General features: G+C 66.8%; 16 protein-coding genes and 1 pseudogene. 6 read left to right on the forward strand and 11 right to left on the reverse strand.

What is annotated here, in order from left to right:
• Positions 1 to 371 precede the first annotated feature (371 nt).
• From NMQ11_RS17885 to NMQ11_RS17895, 3 genes are all read left to right on the forward strand, one after another.
• Positions 372 to 1169, forward strand: coding sequence for a ZIP family metal transporter (locus NMQ11_RS17885; RefSeq protein WP_255171584.1), 798 nt, complete (start codon positions 372 to 374; stop codon positions 1167 to 1169).
• Positions 1170 to 1356: 187 nt separating this feature from the next.
• A complete protein-coding gene (locus NMQ11_RS17890; protein ID WP_255171058.1) occupies positions 1357 to 2706 on the forward strand; it encodes an FAD-dependent oxidoreductase in 1350 nt (449 codons plus the stop codon).
• A gap of 79 nt (positions 2707 to 2785) precedes the next feature.
• Positions 2786 to 4045, forward strand: a complete 1260-nt coding sequence (locus NMQ11_RS17895) for an MFS transporter (protein WP_255171059.1) — start codon at positions 2786 to 2788, stop codon at positions 4043 to 4045.
• 18 nt (positions 4046 to 4063) lie between these two features.
• Here the strand turns inward: NMQ11_RS17895 and NMQ11_RS17900 are convergent, their stop codons facing one another.
• The 6 genes and pseudogenes from NMQ11_RS17900 to trxA all read right to left on the reverse strand — a co-directional run bounded on the left by NMQ11_RS17900 (position 4064) and on the right by trxA (position 9589).
• A complete protein-coding gene (locus NMQ11_RS17900) occupies positions 4064 to 6241 on the reverse strand; it encodes a heavy metal translocating P-type ATPase (protein WP_255171585.1) in 2178 nt (725 codons plus the stop codon).
• A gap of 298 nt (positions 6242 to 6539) precedes the next feature.
• Positions 6540 to 7325, reverse strand: coding sequence for an ABC transporter permease (locus tag NMQ11_RS17905; protein ID WP_255171060.1), 786 nt, complete (start codon positions 7323 to 7325; stop codon positions 6540 to 6542).
• Entirely contained in the window at positions 7318 to 8241 is a 924-nt protein-coding gene (locus NMQ11_RS17910) for an ABC transporter ATP-binding protein (RefSeq protein WP_255171061.1), read from the reverse strand. The genes NMQ11_RS17905 and NMQ11_RS17910 overlap by 8 nt, the downstream gene beginning before the upstream one ends.
• A gap of 60 nt (positions 8242 to 8301) precedes the next feature.
• Positions 8302 to 8895, reverse strand: coding sequence for a hypothetical protein (locus tag NMQ11_RS17915; protein WP_255171062.1), 594 nt, complete (start codon positions 8893 to 8895; stop codon positions 8302 to 8304).
• 176 nt (positions 8896 to 9071) lie between these two features.
• A pseudogene (locus NMQ11_RS17920) lies at positions 9072 to 9230 on the reverse strand (FAD-dependent oxidoreductase); the annotation flags it as partial.
• A complete protein-coding gene (gene trxA, locus NMQ11_RS17925; RefSeq protein ID WP_255171063.1) occupies positions 9227 to 9589 on the reverse strand; it encodes a thioredoxin in 363 nt (120 codons plus the stop codon). The pseudogene NMQ11_RS17920 and the gene trxA, both read right to left, overlap by 4 nt.
• A 290-nt stretch (positions 9590 to 9879) precedes the next feature.
• Between trxA and NMQ11_RS17930 the strand changes: the two genes are divergently transcribed.
• Positions 9880 to 10992 (forward strand): MBL fold metallo-hydrolase, encoded by a 1113-nt coding sequence (locus NMQ11_RS17930; protein WP_255171064.1) that lies wholly within the window; start codon positions 9880 to 9882, stop codon positions 10990 to 10992.
• On the opposite strand, the gene NMQ11_RS17935 is transcribed toward NMQ11_RS17930, so the two are convergent.
• The 3 genes from NMQ11_RS17935 to NMQ11_RS20255 form a co-directional block, all read right to left on the reverse strand.
• Positions 10989 to 11543, reverse strand: coding sequence for a DUF2243 domain-containing protein (locus NMQ11_RS17935; RefSeq protein ID WP_255171065.1), 555 nt, complete (start codon positions 11541 to 11543; stop codon positions 10989 to 10991). The genes NMQ11_RS17930 and NMQ11_RS17935 overlap by 4 nt on opposite strands.
• A 60-nt stretch (positions 11544 to 11603) precedes the next feature.
• On the reverse strand, positions 11604 to 11951 hold the full coding sequence (locus NMQ11_RS17940; RefSeq protein WP_255171066.1) for a four-helix bundle copper-binding protein: 348 nt from the start codon (positions 11949 to 11951) through the stop codon (positions 11604 to 11606).
• Between the two features lie 63 nt (positions 11952 to 12014).
• On the reverse strand, positions 12015 to 12209 hold the full coding sequence (locus tag NMQ11_RS20255) for a hypothetical protein (protein ID WP_425607714.1): 195 nt from the start codon (positions 12207 to 12209) through the stop codon (positions 12015 to 12017).
• Positions 12210 to 12319: 110 nt separating this feature from the next.
• On the opposite strand from NMQ11_RS20255, the gene NMQ11_RS17950 reads away from it, so the two are divergent.
• Positions 12320 to 12586: a hypothetical protein gene (locus tag NMQ11_RS17950; RefSeq protein WP_255171586.1), complete on the forward strand. Its 267-nt coding sequence runs from the start codon at positions 12320 to 12322 to the stop codon at positions 12584 to 12586.
• Positions 12587 to 12786: 200 nt separating this feature from the next.
• Complete coding sequence (locus NMQ11_RS17955) at positions 12787 to 12978, forward strand: hypothetical protein (RefSeq protein ID WP_255171067.1); 192 nt, start codon at positions 12787 to 12789, stop codon at positions 12976 to 12978.
• A gap of 5 nt (positions 12979 to 12983) precedes the next feature.
• On the opposite strand, the gene NMQ11_RS17960 is transcribed toward NMQ11_RS17955, so the two are convergent.
• Both NMQ11_RS17960 and NMQ11_RS17965 read right to left on the reverse strand, forming a co-directional pair.
• Positions 12984 to 14342 (reverse strand): cobyrinic acid a,c-diamide synthase, encoded by a 1359-nt coding sequence (locus NMQ11_RS17960; protein WP_255171068.1) that lies wholly within the window; start codon positions 14340 to 14342, stop codon positions 12984 to 12986.
• 117 nt (positions 14343 to 14459) lie between these two features.
• Positions 14460 to 14708 carry a hypothetical protein gene (locus tag NMQ11_RS17965; protein ID WP_255171069.1) on the reverse strand — a complete coding sequence of 83 codons (249 nt, stop codon included), beginning with the start codon at positions 14706 to 14708 and terminating at the stop codon, positions 14460 to 14462.
• Positions 14709 to 14824 lie beyond the last annotated feature (116 nt).

Genomic DNA, 14824 nt, shown 5'->3' on the forward strand with positions numbered 1-14824 from the left:
CAGTCACGCACGCTCGCCGACGCCCCGTCGATTAGGCTCGTCTTGGGATGAGCCATATGTGGACCGGACCGAGTCAGTAGCGATGGACCACTGCGTTGTATACGATGCGTCAGTTCTCTCTGCGGTTATACAAACCGAGGAGAATACCTGACCCTTTAGGGTCAGGATGAATCCGACATTACTCGACGCCAACCACCGTTCGATCGCACGCCAGATCCGGGCCGAACTCGAGGGCGCGGTGACGTCGCGCCTCCGGTGACGGCGGCCTCCGCATTCCGCACCGCTCGAGACAAGCACCGTCCGCCCGGGCGGGCGGTCGAGGCGGCCGCTGTGGGGTGGTGATATACCGATCGGCGTGGATAGTCGTGGAGATGGTGCTCCTCGAGGACCTCGTGCTGGTGTTCGTCGCCGGGCTCATCACGGCGCTAGCGACCGGTATCGGCGCCCTGCCGTTTTTCTTCTTCGAGGGGATCAGCGACCGCAGGAACGTCGTTCTCTGGGGGCTCGCGTCGGGGATCATGCTCTCTGCGTCGGTCTTCGGGCTGCTGGACGAGGGGCTGGCCGAGGGGACGCCGGCCGAGTTGCTCCTCGGCGTCGCGGCGGGGGTGTTGCTCGTCGTCGTGGCCCGGAACGTCATCCTCGATACCGAAATCGACCCGCGCGAGTACGAGGAAGCCGACTTCAAGAAGCTCGTGCTCATCCTGGGTGTGCTCACGGTCCACAGCTTTCCGGAGGGGGTCGCAATCGGCGTCTCGTTCGCCGACCTCGGCCTCGAGGGCGGAACGCCCATCCTCGGGTTCACCGTCCCGCTGCTGGCCGTATTCATGACGATCGCGATCTCGATTCACAACGTCCCGGAGGGGACGGCCATCTCGATTCCGCTCTCGTCGATGGGCGTCGCCAGGTGGAAGCTCGTCTGGTGGGCCGTCTTCTCGAGTCTCCCACAGCCGATCGGGGCGGTGCTCGCGTTCGCGTTCGTGCAGGTCGCCCGCGAGTTTCTCCCGTTCGGCTTCGGGTTCGCCGCGGGGGCGATGATCTATCTCGTTCTCACCGAATTCCTGCCCGAGGCGCTGTCGATCGGTGAGGGACTTCCGAACGGTGGGAAGCCGGAACTCGCCGTTGGCGTCGTCGTGGGCGTTCTCCTGATGCTGCCGCTCGCAGCCATCTGACCGACAGGATGTTCGGATGAAACACAATTTCGTCCGGCGAGCCAGTTAGACTGCCTATCGGTATGGAGCACCTATCCTCTGAAAACGCACCCGAACGGCTCTCATTAACAATTCCGGTACCGAGTCTTCTGAATCAGTATTGCTCAAAATGCGAAATACTTTATGCGCGGAAAGCGTATCGGCTCGTATGGACGACACGTTTGTCATCGTCGGCGGCGACGCTGCGGGGATGAGCGCTGCGAGCAAAGCGAAGCGCGAGGACCCCGACCTCGGGGTGATCGTCTTCGAGAAAGGCGAGTGGGTCTCGTACGCGGCCTGCGGAATGCCGTACTACGTCAAGGGAGCGGTCGACGACCTCGAGGACCTGGTCGCGGTGACGCCCGAGGAGTTCCGCGAGAAGCGCGACGTCGACGTCCGGACTGGCCACGAGGTGGTCGGGGTAGATCCCGAGGCCAAGAGCGTGACAGTCGACGCCGGCGGGGAGCGATTCGACCAGCCCTACGGGAGCCTGCTGATCGGAACCGGCGCTCGAGCCGTCGTGCCCCCGTTCGACGGCGTCGATCTCGAGGGCGTGTTCACCCTCGGCCGGATGGACGAGGCAGATGCGATCGAAACGTACGTCACCGACCGCGAGCCGGCGACGGCCGCGATCGTCGGCGGCGGCTACATCGGTACCGAGATGGCCGAGGCCCTCTCAGCGCGCGGCGTCGGCGTCTCGATCTTCGAGATGCTCCCGCGGACGCTCCAGCCCTTCGGCGAGGAGGCCGCGCGGGTCGTCGAGGACCACCTCCGCGAGCAGGGCGTCGACCTCCACCTCGAGACCGCAGTTCAGGGGTTCTCCGGCGACGGACGGATCGAGACGGTCGACCTCGAGGACGGTTCGGTTGAAGCCGAGCTGGCGATCGTCGGCGTCGGGGTCGCCCCGAACGCCGAACTCGCAGCGGAGGCGGGGATCGAACTCGGGCCGACGGGTGCGATCGCGACGGACGAGTACGGCCGCACGAGCGAGGAGGGCGTGTTCGCGGCCGGCGACTGCGCGGAGGCGACGAACGTCGTCACCGGCGAGCCCGATCACGTGCCGCTCGCGCTGACGGCCAACCGCGCGGGGCGGGCGATCGGCTCTACGGTCGCGGGTGAGCCGACGCCCACCGGCGGCACGGCGGCTACTGCTATCGTGAAGGCGTTCGACCTCGGAGTCGCACGAACCGGCGTGATCGACCCCGAGGCCGCGCGAGACGCCGGGTTCGATCCGGGGTCTGTCACCATCGAGGCAGGCACGCGTTCACACTACTACCCCGGCGCGGAGACCCTGACCGTAACCCTGGTCGCCGACCGCGAGAGCGAGCGCGTCCTCGGCGCGAGCGTCGTCGGCCGCGAGGGCGCAAAGCGGATCGACACGGTCGCCACCGCGGTACACGCCGGGCTGACCGTGACGGAGCTACAGAACCTCGATCTCGCGTACGCGCCGCCGTTCAGCCCCGTCTGGGATCCGATTCTGACCGCGGCGAAAGTACTCGGCGGCAAACTCGAGGCGTGAGCCGAGAGGGAACGCACGTCCCCCGCAGTTCGGCTCTCCGGTACTGCTGGGGGCGAGTATCCCGCCCGCGTGATGGCCGATGAGCGGCGAGTACACGCAGGGCGTGCGGAAGAACTGGCGTCAGTTTCTCCTGCAGGTTCTGACGGTGTTCGCGGTCGGGCTCACGATGGGTGCCGAACGAAACGTCGTCCCGATCATGGGCGCGGAGACGTTCGGCCTCGAGTCCGTCCTCGTCATCGGCTCGTTCGTGGTGAGTTTCGGGGTCGTCAAGGCCGTTCTCAACCTCTACTCGGGGAAGTGGGCCGACGAGTACGGGCGCAAGCCAGTCCTCGTCCTCGGGTGGCTGGCGGCGATCCCGATTCCGTTCATCCTGATCTTCGCGCCGAACTGGTGGTGGGTCACCCTCGGAAACGTCCTCCTGGGCGTCAACCAGGGCGTCGCCTGGAGTATGAGCATGATCTCGAAGATCGAACTGGCCGGCCCCGACGAGCGCGGCCTGGCCGCCGGCATCGACGAGGCGTTCGGCTACACCGGCGTTGCCGTCGGCGCCTGGCTCACCGGCGTGATCGCCGCCCAGTACGGCCTCCGTCCGGAGCCGTTCTACTTCCTCCTGCTCGTGATCGCCGTCGCGACGCTCCTCGCGGTCGTGTTGATCGAGGAGACGCTCCCGTACGCGCGAGCCGAGGCGGCCGACGACGCGACCGACGGCGAACCGGACGAGGAGGCCGAGCTACCGTTCGTGGAGATCGTCAAGCGGGCGACCTACCGCGACCGGACGCTGTTCGCGGCCGCCCAGGCCGGCCACGTCGAGAACTTCGTCGACACGCTCGTCTGGATCGCCTTCCCGCTATTTCTCGTCGCCCAGGGGCTCGACGTCGCTCAGGTCGGCGTCGTCGTCGGTGCCCACAGCGCGGCCTACTTCTTGCAGGTGTACACCGGGCGACTCGGCGATCGGATCGGGCGCAAGCCGCCGATCGTCGCCGGCTTCTTCCTCGCCGGCGGCGGCGTTCTCGGCATGGTTCTCGTAGAGGGGTACTACGCGTGGATCCTCCTGTCGGCCGTCTCCGGCGTCGGCATGGCGCTTCACTACCCCAATCTCATCTCTGTCGCGAGCGACGCCGCTCACCCGCTCTGGCGGTCGACCGGACTCGGCGTCTACCGGATGTGGCGCGACTTCGGCTACGCCGTCGGCGCGGTACTTATCGGGATCTCCATCGATCTCGTCTCGCTCGAGGCGGCGTTCTACGGAACGGCGGCCGCGATGTTCCTCTCGGGGACGTACGTGATCCTGCGGATGGACGAAACCCATCCCGAGTTCGGTGATTACGACGTCTCCTGACGGGAGTCTCGACCGACGTCAGCCGCTGTAACCGAGCAACCGGAGTCCGATCAGGGAGACGAGCACGGTCGACCCCTCGTGGCCGATCACGGCCAGGGGCAGCGGAATCCCCGCGGTCAGGATCGCGCCGATCATGATCACGATCGCGCCGAACGCGATGGTGAGGTTGGTCAACAGCGTCCGCCGGGTGGCGCGTCCGAGCCCGAGTGCGTAGGGGATCTTGCTCAGATCGTCGGACATCAACACGATGTCGGACGTCTCGAGTGCGACGTCGGTGCCCGCACCGCCCATGCCGATGCCGACGGTCGCGGTCGCGAGCGCGGGCGCGTCGTTGACGCCGTCGCCCACCATGGCGACGGTGCCGTGGCGGGCGATGAGTTCCTCGATGCTCTCGACTTTCTGCTCGGGGAGCAGCTCGGCGCGCACCTCGTCGATCCCGACCTCCTCGGCGATGCTCCGTGCGACGCGCTCGTTGTCGCCAGTGAGCATGACGATGTGCTCGACGCCAAGTTCTCTGAGTCGCTCGACCATCTCCGGCGCGCCGGGCCGGACGGTGTCGGTGAAGGCGAGCCAGCCGAGGACGCAAACCGCGTCGTCGGTTTCAGCCGCGACGAGCACGCTCGTCTTCCCCTCGTTCTCGAGGGCGTGCAGCGCCGCGGACCCCTCGTCGATGCCGTCGATCGTTCCCTCCGTGACGGTCTCGAAGTACCGGCGGTTTCCGATGTGGATCGTCCGGTCCTCGACGGTGGCCCGGACCCCTTTGCCGACGGTGGCCTGGAACCCGCGCGCGATGGGCACCTCGAGCCCCCGTTCGTCGGCGGCGTCGACGGTCGCCTGCGCGAGGTGGTGTTCGGACCGCGACTGGACGGCGGCGGTCAGCGAGAGCAGCCGGTCCTCGGAGAGCGGTGCGTCCTCGAGGGTCGCCCCGTCGCGGACGGCCGCGTCGGTCAACTGGGTGTCGCCCTCGGTGAGCGTCCCCGTCTTGTCGAAGGCGACCGCGTTGATCGTCGCCGCCGTCTCGACGTACTCGCCCCCTTTGAACAGGACGCCCTGGCGGGCGCCCGCCGCGATGGCAGAGAGCACCGCTGCGGGCGTCGAGATGATGACGGCACACGGCGAGGCGGCGACCATGAGCGTCATCGCGCGGTAGAACGTGCTGTCGAACTCCTGGCCCAGCATCGTGGGAACCGCGATCGCGACCGCCGTCAGCCCGAACACGCCCAGCACGTACGGCTGCTCGAGGCGGTCGATGAGCCGCTGCGTGGGCGCCTTCTGCCCCTGGGCGTCCTCGACCATGTGGATCAGCCGGGCGATCGCCGACTCGTGGGCCTGTCGAGTTACGCGGACCTCGAGGCTGCCTGTTTCGTTGATCGTGCCGCCGTAGACCTCGTCTCCCGGCGTCTTCGTCACGGGGACGGATTCGCCGGTCAGCGAGGACTGATCGACCGTGCTGTCGCCCGATTCGACGACCCCGTCGAGCGGGAAGCGGTCGCCGGGTCGGACGACGAACACGTCGTCGATCTCGACCTCGTCGATGGGAACCGTCACCTCCTCGCCGTCCCGGAGCAGCCGGGCGGACTCCGGGCGCATCCGCATGAGGGATTTGATGGCGCGACGGGACCGCCCGATGGCGTAGTGCTGTAACACGTTCGAGAGCGAGAACAGGAAGAGCAGCATCGCTCCCTCGAACGGCGCGCCAATCGAGAGCGCGCCGAGCGCCGCCAGGATCATCAGGAGGTCGATGTCGACGGCTCTGTGACGGAGTGTCTCGATGCTGGCTTTCAGGCCGTACCAGCCACCGAAGACGTACGCGGCTCCGTACGCGACCCACGAGACTTCCGTCGGCGCGTCGAACCAGCCGGCCAGGAGGCCGACGATCATCCCGACGAACGTGACGGCGACGAACGCGGCCTCCCTGTGGAGGGTCGACCGCCGCTCGTCTTCGTCCGCCGATTCCTCCCGCGGCGTGACGCCGAAATCGCGGACGACGCGCTCGAGATCGGTCGGCGACGTCACCCGCTCGTCGTACTCGATCCGGAGGATTCCGCTGTGAAACGAGGCCTCCGCGTCACGAACCCCCGCCGTGTTCCGGAGGGCGTTCTCGAGTGCGAGCGCACACGACTCACAGCTGCGGCCGGGCCGCTGGCCGACGTGGAGCGTACAGTTCGCGGTCGGCTCGGCTGCGGTAGCGGCCATCTCGCGGGCGGCCTGAACCGCGTCCTTCGAGGAGAGACGTTGCGAGTCGTACTCGAGGGTCACCGTTCCGTTCGAGGTGTCGACCTGTACGGCGACGATTCCGTCCGCGGGTCCGCCCCCCGCCCCCTCTTCGTTCCTACTGGAGTCCTGTGGCGACGAAACGGAACGAGCGGCGTCGGACGGATCGGTCATTGCAGAAGCTGTGTCGACGTACGTGCCGTCGAGTGATAGCCGTTCTGTCGGCAGCGTACTGGAGTCGGTGTCGAACGGAACGGGCGCACAGTCCGACCGCGGCCGATCAGATATCCTTTCGCACGAACCAGAGCTGGCTGAGGACGACGAGGGCGACCGTCATCGCGATCAACACCGCCGCTCCGGTGAGATCGTAGCTGCTCTCGAGGAGGATCTCGTTCGGGTCGTAGTAGCGCATCGGCGCGATGGCTCCGACCGGCTCGTAGTCGGTTCCCTCGATCATCGACTCGACCAGGAACAGGGCGAACGTCGCCCCGAGCGCGACCCGCTGGGCGATGCTGACGCGGTCGAACGCGACCGAACAGAGGATGCCGATGCCCGCGCAGGCGAAGAGGTACGGAACCGAGAGGAGGTGTACCGCGAAGACGTCGGCAACCGAGAGCGACTCGTCGATCAGCCAGGCACCCGCCAGCACCACCGGCGGTACGAGGAGGTTCACCATGAGTATCGGAACCCCGAGCGCGGCGAACCGCTCCGCGAGCAGTCGCGGCCGGGAGACCGGCATCGCGAGCAGCGAGTCCATCCGCCCGCGGTCGACGTCGTCGGCGATCACGCTCGCGGCGCTGTAGGCGAAGTAGAGCCCGAGCAGGATGACCCAGCCGAAGACGTAGAGCTCGAACGCGAGAAAGCCCTCGAGGGAGGCCATCGTCTGTATGTCGAACAGCTGGAGGATCTCGGGCGGGTACGCCTCGAGCAGTTCGTCGCCCTCGAACGTGTCCCGGAACGAGGGGAACACCCACACGATGACCGCGACGAGCAGCGCCATCCCGACGGTCAGGTAGAGACTCCCCTTCAGGCGCTTTCGGCCGTCGTAGCGCAGGAACTCAAACATCGTGCTCACCCCCGTAGAACCGCATGAATACGTCCTCGAGCGGCGCCTCCTCGATCGAGAGGTCGAGGAGATCCGACTCCGGGAGGTGAGCCAGCAGTTCGTTGATGTCGCCCGTGAAGGTGAACGCGCACTCCGTGAACTCGACTGCGGGGTCGACCCCGTCGACGTCGGTCGATCCGGTCTCGAGGTCGTGGACGCCCTCGAGGTCGAGCGTCTCCAGGGGGATCGGGACCGCGCTGTTGATGCGAACGACTTTCCCGCTTCGTTTCAACAGCGTCTCGACCGGTTCGATCGTCACGAGCCGTCCGCCGCGGATGATGCCGACGCGATCACAGAGCCGCCGCACCTCGCTCAGGACGTGCGAGGAGAAAAACACCGTCACGCCCCGCTGCTGTTCGGCGCGCAGAAAGTCCGAGAAGCGCTGTTTCATCAGCGGATCGAGCCCGCTGGTCGGCTCGTCGAGGATCACGAGATCTGGATCGTGCATGAACGTCGTCACGAGCCCGAGTTTCTGGACGTTCCCTCGGGAGTAGTCACGGACCTTGCGCTCGAGGGGCGGGTCGAACAGCTCGAGCAGTTCCGCGCTCCGGTCGTCGCCCTTGACGTCGGCGTGAAGCTCGAGCACCTCCGTCCCCGTCGCCTGCTCGTCGAATCCGGGCTCGTCGGAGAGGTAGCCGATCCGACGCCGGGCGTCGATCAGCGCCTTGCGATCCCGGATGTCGCTCCCGAGGACCTGCGCCGTCCCCGCCGTCGGCGAGATGAACCCGAGGAGCATCCGGATGGTCGTCGTCTTCCCCGCTCCGTTCGGGCCGAGGTAGCCGAATATCTCGCCGGTTTCGACCCGGAGCGTCAGGTCGTCGGCGGCAAGCACGTCGCCGTAATCCTTGGTGAGCCCCTCGAGTTCGATCGCGGCCATACGTCGCTTATCTCACGGGTTCCTTTTGGCTGTACTGGTCGGCCACCCCAACTGAAACGACTACTGTAAGAAGAGTTCGTGGGGCGTCCCCGCGGTCGCGTCGCCGTCTTCGGCCGTCCACCGCCGGGTTCGAACGCCCGTGCGATCGATTTCGACGGCGAACCCCGCCGGCGTGTCGGCGGACGACCGAACCGGCGTGGCAGTCGTCCGCATCTCCTCACCACCCTCCAGTGCGACCGAGATCGTGTAGCTCGTGTCCGGTTCGTAGGAGTCGGGGTACACGGCGCGCTCGCCGGCGGGGAGTTCGTACTCGTGGCTCGCACGCGGCGCTTCGTGTTCGTGCTCGAAGACCTCGAGGTCGAATCGGAGGGTGTCCTCGCCGGTGTGCTGGATGTGCATCAGCCGTCGCTCCGTTCTCGGGACCGTGACGAACGCCGCGATGCCGATCATCACGACGCCGAGAGCCGCCGTCAGAATCCCGTAGGTGACCAGCCCGTCGACGACCAGAAACAGTCCGGCGGCGACGATAATCAGGCCGAACGCCAGCCCCGCCTCGCGAAGTTCGTCGACGAACTGACGGGGCTTGTACGTCGCCGCACCGAGGTTGTACTCGCTGGCCCGTCGGCGCCGTTCTTCGGGGCTCTTCTCGGTCATACTGTCAAGCCCCTTGCCCGTCGACAAATACTTTCGGTGCCGAACGCGACGTCAGGGTTCGAGGCCAGCAGAGAACACCACCCGTGGCGGATCGCGACACCGGATGCTGCTCGGTCGGGTCTCGAGTAGTCGAGTGTCTGTGCGCTTTCGCCGCCTCACCTCTCGCGGAACACGTCGAGAAACCGGTCGACGTCGGTCGTCAGCGTCAGCTGGCCGCCCGGTCCGGGCCTCTCGAGAACCAGCGGCTCGAGGTCGGCTCGCGCGGCGTACACCGCCGCCGAGAGCCCGGCGATGCCGGAGCCGACGATCACGACATCGTGGGTGTCCCCGCTCATTCGGTCGTGTATCCCTCGATCAGTCGCCGCAGCTGGTCGGCCGGCAGCGCGCCGACGTGCTGTTCGACCTGCTCGCCGTCGGCGAACAGCAGCAGCGTCGGAACGCCCCGCACGCCGTACTCGCCGGCGAGCAGCTGGTGGTCGTCGACGTCGACCTTCGCGATCACCGCGTCGGTGTCGCTCGCCAGTCCTCGAAGGATCGGGTCGAGCATCTGGCACGGGCCACACCAGGTTGCGAAGAAGTCCACGAGAACGACGTCGTGGTCGGCGACGACGGTCTCGAGGTGGTCCGCGCTCTCGATGTAGACCGGCTCGTCGATCGGCTGGTCGCCAGGGTCGCTGTATGCATCAGTTGACATCGTTTCCTCGTACGGGCCGTGCCGCCTTAAGGACTGTGTGAGTAGTGTGCAATATAGTCACGGAGAACCGGGCCGGGCGGGCGCCGGTTCCGGGGATCGACGAACGGATACAGCAGCGGACAGGATACTGGCGAGCGGTACTCGAGTCCGTCCCCCGAAGACCTTCTACCGGAGCGACGGTTTCGCTGCGTCGGGACGCAACGCGGCGAGCTGATCGGCGACTAACCGACGCGAATCCGGCTGCTTGTGCCACCATCAGATTTAACTTTTCGTGTGTAGAAATGGGGAGTATGAGCAAGACAGATCAGGCGAAGCCGACGATGGACCCGGACGAACTCGCGGCCCGCCGCGACGACGAGGAGCTGTTCATCCTCGACGTCCGCAACGAGGACGACTACGAGGAGTGGCGGGTCGACGACAGCCACAACCTCCCGATCTACGACGAGCTCCTTGAGGAGAACTTCGAGGGTCTCGAGTCCTCTCTCGACGAGATTCCGAAGGACAAGGAGATCGCCGTCATCTGCGTCGCCGGCGTAACCTCGGCGCGTGCCGCATCGTTCCTGCGAGACCGTGGCTACGACGCACGGTCGGTCGGCGACGGCATGAACGGCTGGGGACAGGTTCACGTCGCCTACGATGTCGACGTCGAGGGCGTGACCCAGATCGTCCGTCCCGGCACCGGCTGTCTCTCCTACCTCGTCGCGGACGAGGGTGAGGCCGCCATCGTCGACCCCAGCCTGTACGTCGACGAGTACCGGTCATTCGCCGCCGAGCGCGACCTCGAGATCGTCGCCGCGATCGACACCCACGCCCACGCCGATCACGTCAGCGGCGCGCCGCTCCTCGCCTACGAACTCGACGTGCCGTACCACCTGCACCCGGCCGACGAGGGCGAACTCGAGGACTACTCCGCGATCGAGGACGGCGATACCATCACCGTCGGCGAGCGCTCTCTCGAGGTCGTCTACACGCCCGGCCACACGCCCGGCAGCGTCTCGCTCGCGTGGGGAGGCGGGCTCCTGTCGGGGGACACGCTGTTCATCCGCAGCGTGGGTCGTCCCGACCTCGAGGGGAGCGACGAAACCGACGTTCGCGAGGGGGCGAGCGAACTGTTCGACAGCCTCGACCGCCTCGAGGAGTGCGACGGCGACACGGTCGTCCTGCCGGGCCACTTCAGCGACGAGGAGATCCGCCCGCTGGCGACGACGATCGGCGACCTCGAGTCGGAAAACGACCTGTTCGGAATGGACGACCGCGAGGCCTTCGTGCAGGCGATCGTCGACGGGCTCTCCGACGAGCCGGCGAACTACAACCAGATCAAGGCGATCAACTGGGGAAAGGAGCCGCTGACCGACGACGCGGCGGACCTCGAACTCGGACCGAACAACTGCGCGGCGAACTAGAGTTCCTCGGCCCGTTCTTTCGGAACGTCCTCGTCACGAGCGTCGGGTTTCGCCGCGTCGTCGCTCCGGACGACCGCGTATCCACCGACGAGGAAGAGGACGCCCGACAGCAGGAATCCCACGTCCCAGACGAGGGCGCCGCCGGGACCCTCCGGCCAGACGCGGTGAAGCTCCAGGAGGTGGTGGTTGACGATCCCCTCGAGGAGGTTGAACAGGCCCCAGCCGGCGAGCGCCGACCCCGCGAGCACTCTCCCGGACGGGGGGACGTCCCGACGTCGCCACGCGCGGACGAGCAGGACGACTCCCAGAATCGTGAAGAGCAGCGTCCCGGCGTGAAAGAGCCCGTCCGCGATGATGTTCAGCTGCAAGTCGCCGAGCTCCGTCGTGTCGGTCCTGGCCGACAGCATGTGATGTGTCTGGAGAATCTGGTGCAATACGATTCCGTCGAAGAAACCCCCCAGTCCGACCCCGAGTACGACGCCAGCCTGCACCAGCGGTTTGACGCGCTCGTGCAGTCCGAACCAGGTCTTCGTCCGTGTTTCTGTTGACATGATAACACTGGGTACCGCTTCGCCCGGCCGGTCACCGGTTTGCAGCCGCTGGCGCCTCGATCAGTGGCTGGCCATCGCCCGGCAGGTCTCCGCGCACTCCGAGACGACCTCGGCACACACCTGGCAGTGGTCGTGGTCGTGGCGAGCGCACTCCTCTGCACACGCCTCGCAGGCGTCGGCACAGACCGCCGCCAGGTCGGCGTGATAGGCCGAATCGCGGGCCATGAACCGCGCGTGGAGCGTGGTGAGGTCCGCCACGTCGCGACAGAGGCGGATGCACTCGGCCATGTCCTCGTCCTCCTCAGCGCAGGCGTCCGCACACCACTCGCAGGCCTGTGCGGCCTCGAGGCAGTTGTCTATGCACTCGTGCATCTCGTCGTCGGCGTGTGGCAGGTCTTGTAACGACATCACAATCCGACTCCACCGCTCGTTTCAATCAAGGTCACACATGCCGCTGCAAGTCGGGATGGTCTAGTCGGCGTTCTCGATCCGCTCGATGGCCTCGTCGAAGCGTTCGGCCGGTTGTGCGCCGGCGAGCGTTCCCGCCGCACCGGACTCCGGGTCGACGACGACGAACGTCGGCGCCCCGAAATACCGAACGAACGGGCCTGCTCGGCGTCGGCCTCGATCTCCCCCTCGTACGTCGAGCCTCGTTCGTCGAAGCACGCCTCGAGAGCATCGGCGTCGACGTCGTCGACCGAGCGCGTGATCTCGAGGAGGCTGTCGGCCGACGCCCACCCCGAGTTCCGTTCGCCCTGTTCGCCGATAACCGCCGCGTGCCAGTCCCAGTACGCACCGGGATTCGAATCCTGGACCTGCGCCCACGCACACCTGGAGGCGACCGCGGCGGTCATCGAATCCGCCCCGAAGTACGGCAACGGGATGAAGACGATGCGGGCCCGCTCGGGATCATCGGCGCCGGCGCGGTCTGTGGGGGTCTCCTCTATCTCGTCTTCAGCACCTCGATCCTCTCGGCCGGACTCATTCAGGCGGCGATCGTCTCGAGCGGCCTCGTTCTCGTGCTGGTCTCGCTTCTGAAGTGATCGACCGGTGGAACCCACCGCTTTTGGAGCGTCTCGATCGCTCTCACCGTTCGAGAACTGACAGAAGTATATATTCGAAGGCGGACCAATGTGGCGTATGGGAACTGTGGGCAGGGGTGGCGAACGGTGTACCGAGCGAGCGCGACCGACGGACCGGCCCGCTCTCGAGTCGACCGAATCCGCCGCTGTTCGGGTGCACGATGGCCTTCGATGACCTCCTGCCCGGATTTCTCGGGTTGACGAGCGAGCCGGAGAGCGCGGGCGACGGCGTGCTCCACGAGTGTCGCCACTGCGGTTCGAAGTTCGACGCTGCACCCGATCGGTGTCGAGTGTGTGACTCTAGCGAAATCGCGACCTACGAGTTCGCCGCCGGGACGACACGCGAGGAGTGAGCCGGTCACGCGGAGACGACCTCGAGGAAGCGATCGAAAGCGCCGCTTTCGGGGTGGACGTGCGCGTAGGTTCCGAGCGAGGCGTACTCGCGGACCCCGTCGTGGGAGCCGTCGAGTCCCGTTCCGCGAACTACCTCGAAGGCGAACCGCGCGTCGCCGTCGACGTCGGTACTCGAGTAGTGGAACTCGTGGCCCCGCAACCGCTCGCCCGCGCGGGCGGTGAGCGTGTCGGTCGTCGCCGCGAGTTCGACGTGGTCGAGCGCCCGGTACCGGTCGTGCATCGTCACGTCGACGGGGAGGATGCCGGCCATTCGGTATCGATCGTCGTCCCCGGTCGTCACCGACTGCCCCATCGCCATCAGCCCGCCACACTCCCCGAGGACGGGTAAGCCGTCGCTCGCTAGTTCGCCCAGTGCGTCGAGCGTTCCGGCGGCCTCGAGTTCCGCGGCGTACCGTTCCGGGTAGCCCCCCGGCACGTAGACGCCGTCGCACTCCGGAACGGGATCGCCCGCGACCGGGGAGAAGGGGACGAGGGTTCCCCGTTCGCGAAACCGCTCGAGCGTGGCAGGGTAGCGAAAGCAGAAGGCGCCGTCGTCGGCGACGGCGATGCGGGCCCCCGTCGTCTCGGCCTGCGCGACTGTCGGGACGGTGGTGGGCGTCTCCGCGAGCGCTGCGAGCCGCTCCCCGTCGAGGTGTTCGCCGGCCTCGGCCAGCGCCTCCGTCGGCAGCTCCGCCTCCGACCCCATGTGGAGTCCGAGGTGGCGATCCGGGATCTCGAGGTCCTCGAGCGGCGGGATCCGGCCGAGGTACTCGAGGCTCTCCGGGAGCGCCTCGCGGATTCCGCGCTCGTGGCGGCCGCCGTGGGCTCGCTGGGCGATGATTCCCGCGACCTCGACCCCGGCGTCGCACTCGTCGGCGTACGCCTGAAATCCGAGCGCCGTCGCCGCGACGCTCTCCATGCCCGCGTACGCGTCGACGACGAGCACGACGGGGAGTTCGAGCGCCGCGGCCACCGCGGCGGTACTCGAGACGTCGCCGTCGTACAGCCCCATCATCCCCTCGACGAGACAGAGGTCACCCTCGCCGCGAGCGTAGTTCCGACGCATCCCGTCGACGCCGCAGAGCCAGGGGTCGAGCGTTCGTGAGGGGCGACCCGCAACGGCCTCGTGGTGGCTCGGGTCGATGAAGTCGGGGCCGGCCTTCGCCGGTTGCACTTCGTAACCCGCCCGCTCGAGGGCGGTGATCGCGACGAGCGTCGCCACGGTCTTCCCGACGTCGCTGCTGACGCCGCCTACGACCAGCCCTCGCGGTGTGTCGAGACAGGAGTAGTCTGGTTGCGTGTTTCGCTCGCGGTCGCCGTCCATACCCTCGCTTCGCCGCCGAAGCCTGTGGTGGTTTCGGTCGGATTGGCGCCAGCAGATCCGTGGTCAGCGGATCGATCCGAAACGTTGTCTGATACTCGAATCATCGGACTGTGACCGTCACTCCTCGGATTCGACGTCGGAGCCACAAACCGTACAGAGATCGGCTTGCCAACTGACTGTCCGCTGTACCTCCTGGATTTGCTCGCACACTGGACAGAACGCCTCGTACGCTGAACTGTTGTCGGTCATCTGTTCTCGGGTTGGTGTCTTCGTCTCGAGCCGCTGGGTCGAAAGCGTCGACTGCCCCCGTCCGAATCCGGTGTGGGGTGCGGTTTCGACGCTCTCGGTTGGGCTCTCGTCACACACCAGAACAGTCACATCACCCCCCGATGTTCCCCGTCCTGGTTGCAGTCGCTTCGGTACTGGGTTCAGACTCCGACAACGTGAATGTTTTTGTAATCAATGCAAATTAGCAGAGATTA

The sequence above is a fragment of the Natrononativus amylolyticus genome, assembly GCF_024362525.1.
Lineage (GTDB): Archaea > Halobacteriota > Halobacteria > Halobacteriales > Natrialbaceae > Natrononativus > Natrononativus amylolyticus.

Bases quoted from the DNA above. Each gene is read 5' to 3' on its own strand.
- NMQ11_RS17885 (WP_255171584.1), top strand. From the start codon at position 372: ATGGTGCTCCTCGAGGACCTCGTGCTGGTGTTCGTCGCCGGGCTCATC.
- NMQ11_RS17890 (WP_255171058.1), top strand. From the start codon at position 1,357: ATGGACGACACGTTTGTCATCGTCGGCGGCGACGCTGCGGGGATGAGC.
- NMQ11_RS17895 (WP_255171059.1), top strand. From the start codon at position 2,786: ATGAGCGGCGAGTACACGCAGGGCGTGCGGAAGAACTGGCGTCAGTTT.
- NMQ11_RS17900 (WP_255171585.1), bottom strand. From the start codon at position 6,241: ATGGCCGCTACCGCAGCCGAGCCGACCGCGAACTGTACGCTCCACGTC.
- NMQ11_RS17905 (WP_255171060.1), bottom strand. From the start codon at position 7,325: ATGTTTGAGTTCCTGCGCTACGACGGCCGAAAGCGCCTGAAGGGGAGT.
- NMQ11_RS17910 (WP_255171061.1), bottom strand. From the start codon at position 8,241: ATGGCCGCGATCGAACTCGAGGGGCTCACCAAGGATTACGGCGACGTG.
- NMQ11_RS17915 (WP_255171062.1), bottom strand. From the start codon at position 8,895: ATGACCGAGAAGAGCCCCGAAGAACGGCGCCGACGGGCCAGCGAGTAC.
- trxA (WP_255171063.1), bottom strand. From the start codon at position 9,589: ATGTCAACTGATGCATACAGCGACCCTGGCGACCAGCCGATCGACGAG.
- NMQ11_RS17930 (WP_255171064.1), top strand. From the start codon at position 9,880: ATGAGCAAGACAGATCAGGCGAAGCCGACGATGGACCCGGACGAACTC.
- NMQ11_RS17935 (WP_255171065.1), bottom strand. From the start codon at position 11,543: ATGTCAACAGAAACACGGACGAAGACCTGGTTCGGACTGCACGAGCGC.
- NMQ11_RS17940 (WP_255171066.1), bottom strand. From the start codon at position 11,951: ATGTCGTTACAAGACCTGCCACACGCCGACGACGAGATGCACGAGTGC.
- NMQ11_RS17955 (WP_255171067.1), top strand. From the start codon at position 12,787: ATGGCCTTCGATGACCTCCTGCCCGGATTTCTCGGGTTGACGAGCGAG.
- NMQ11_RS17960 (WP_255171068.1), bottom strand. From the start codon at position 14,342: ATGGACGGCGACCGCGAGCGAAACACGCAACCAGACTACTCCTGTCTC.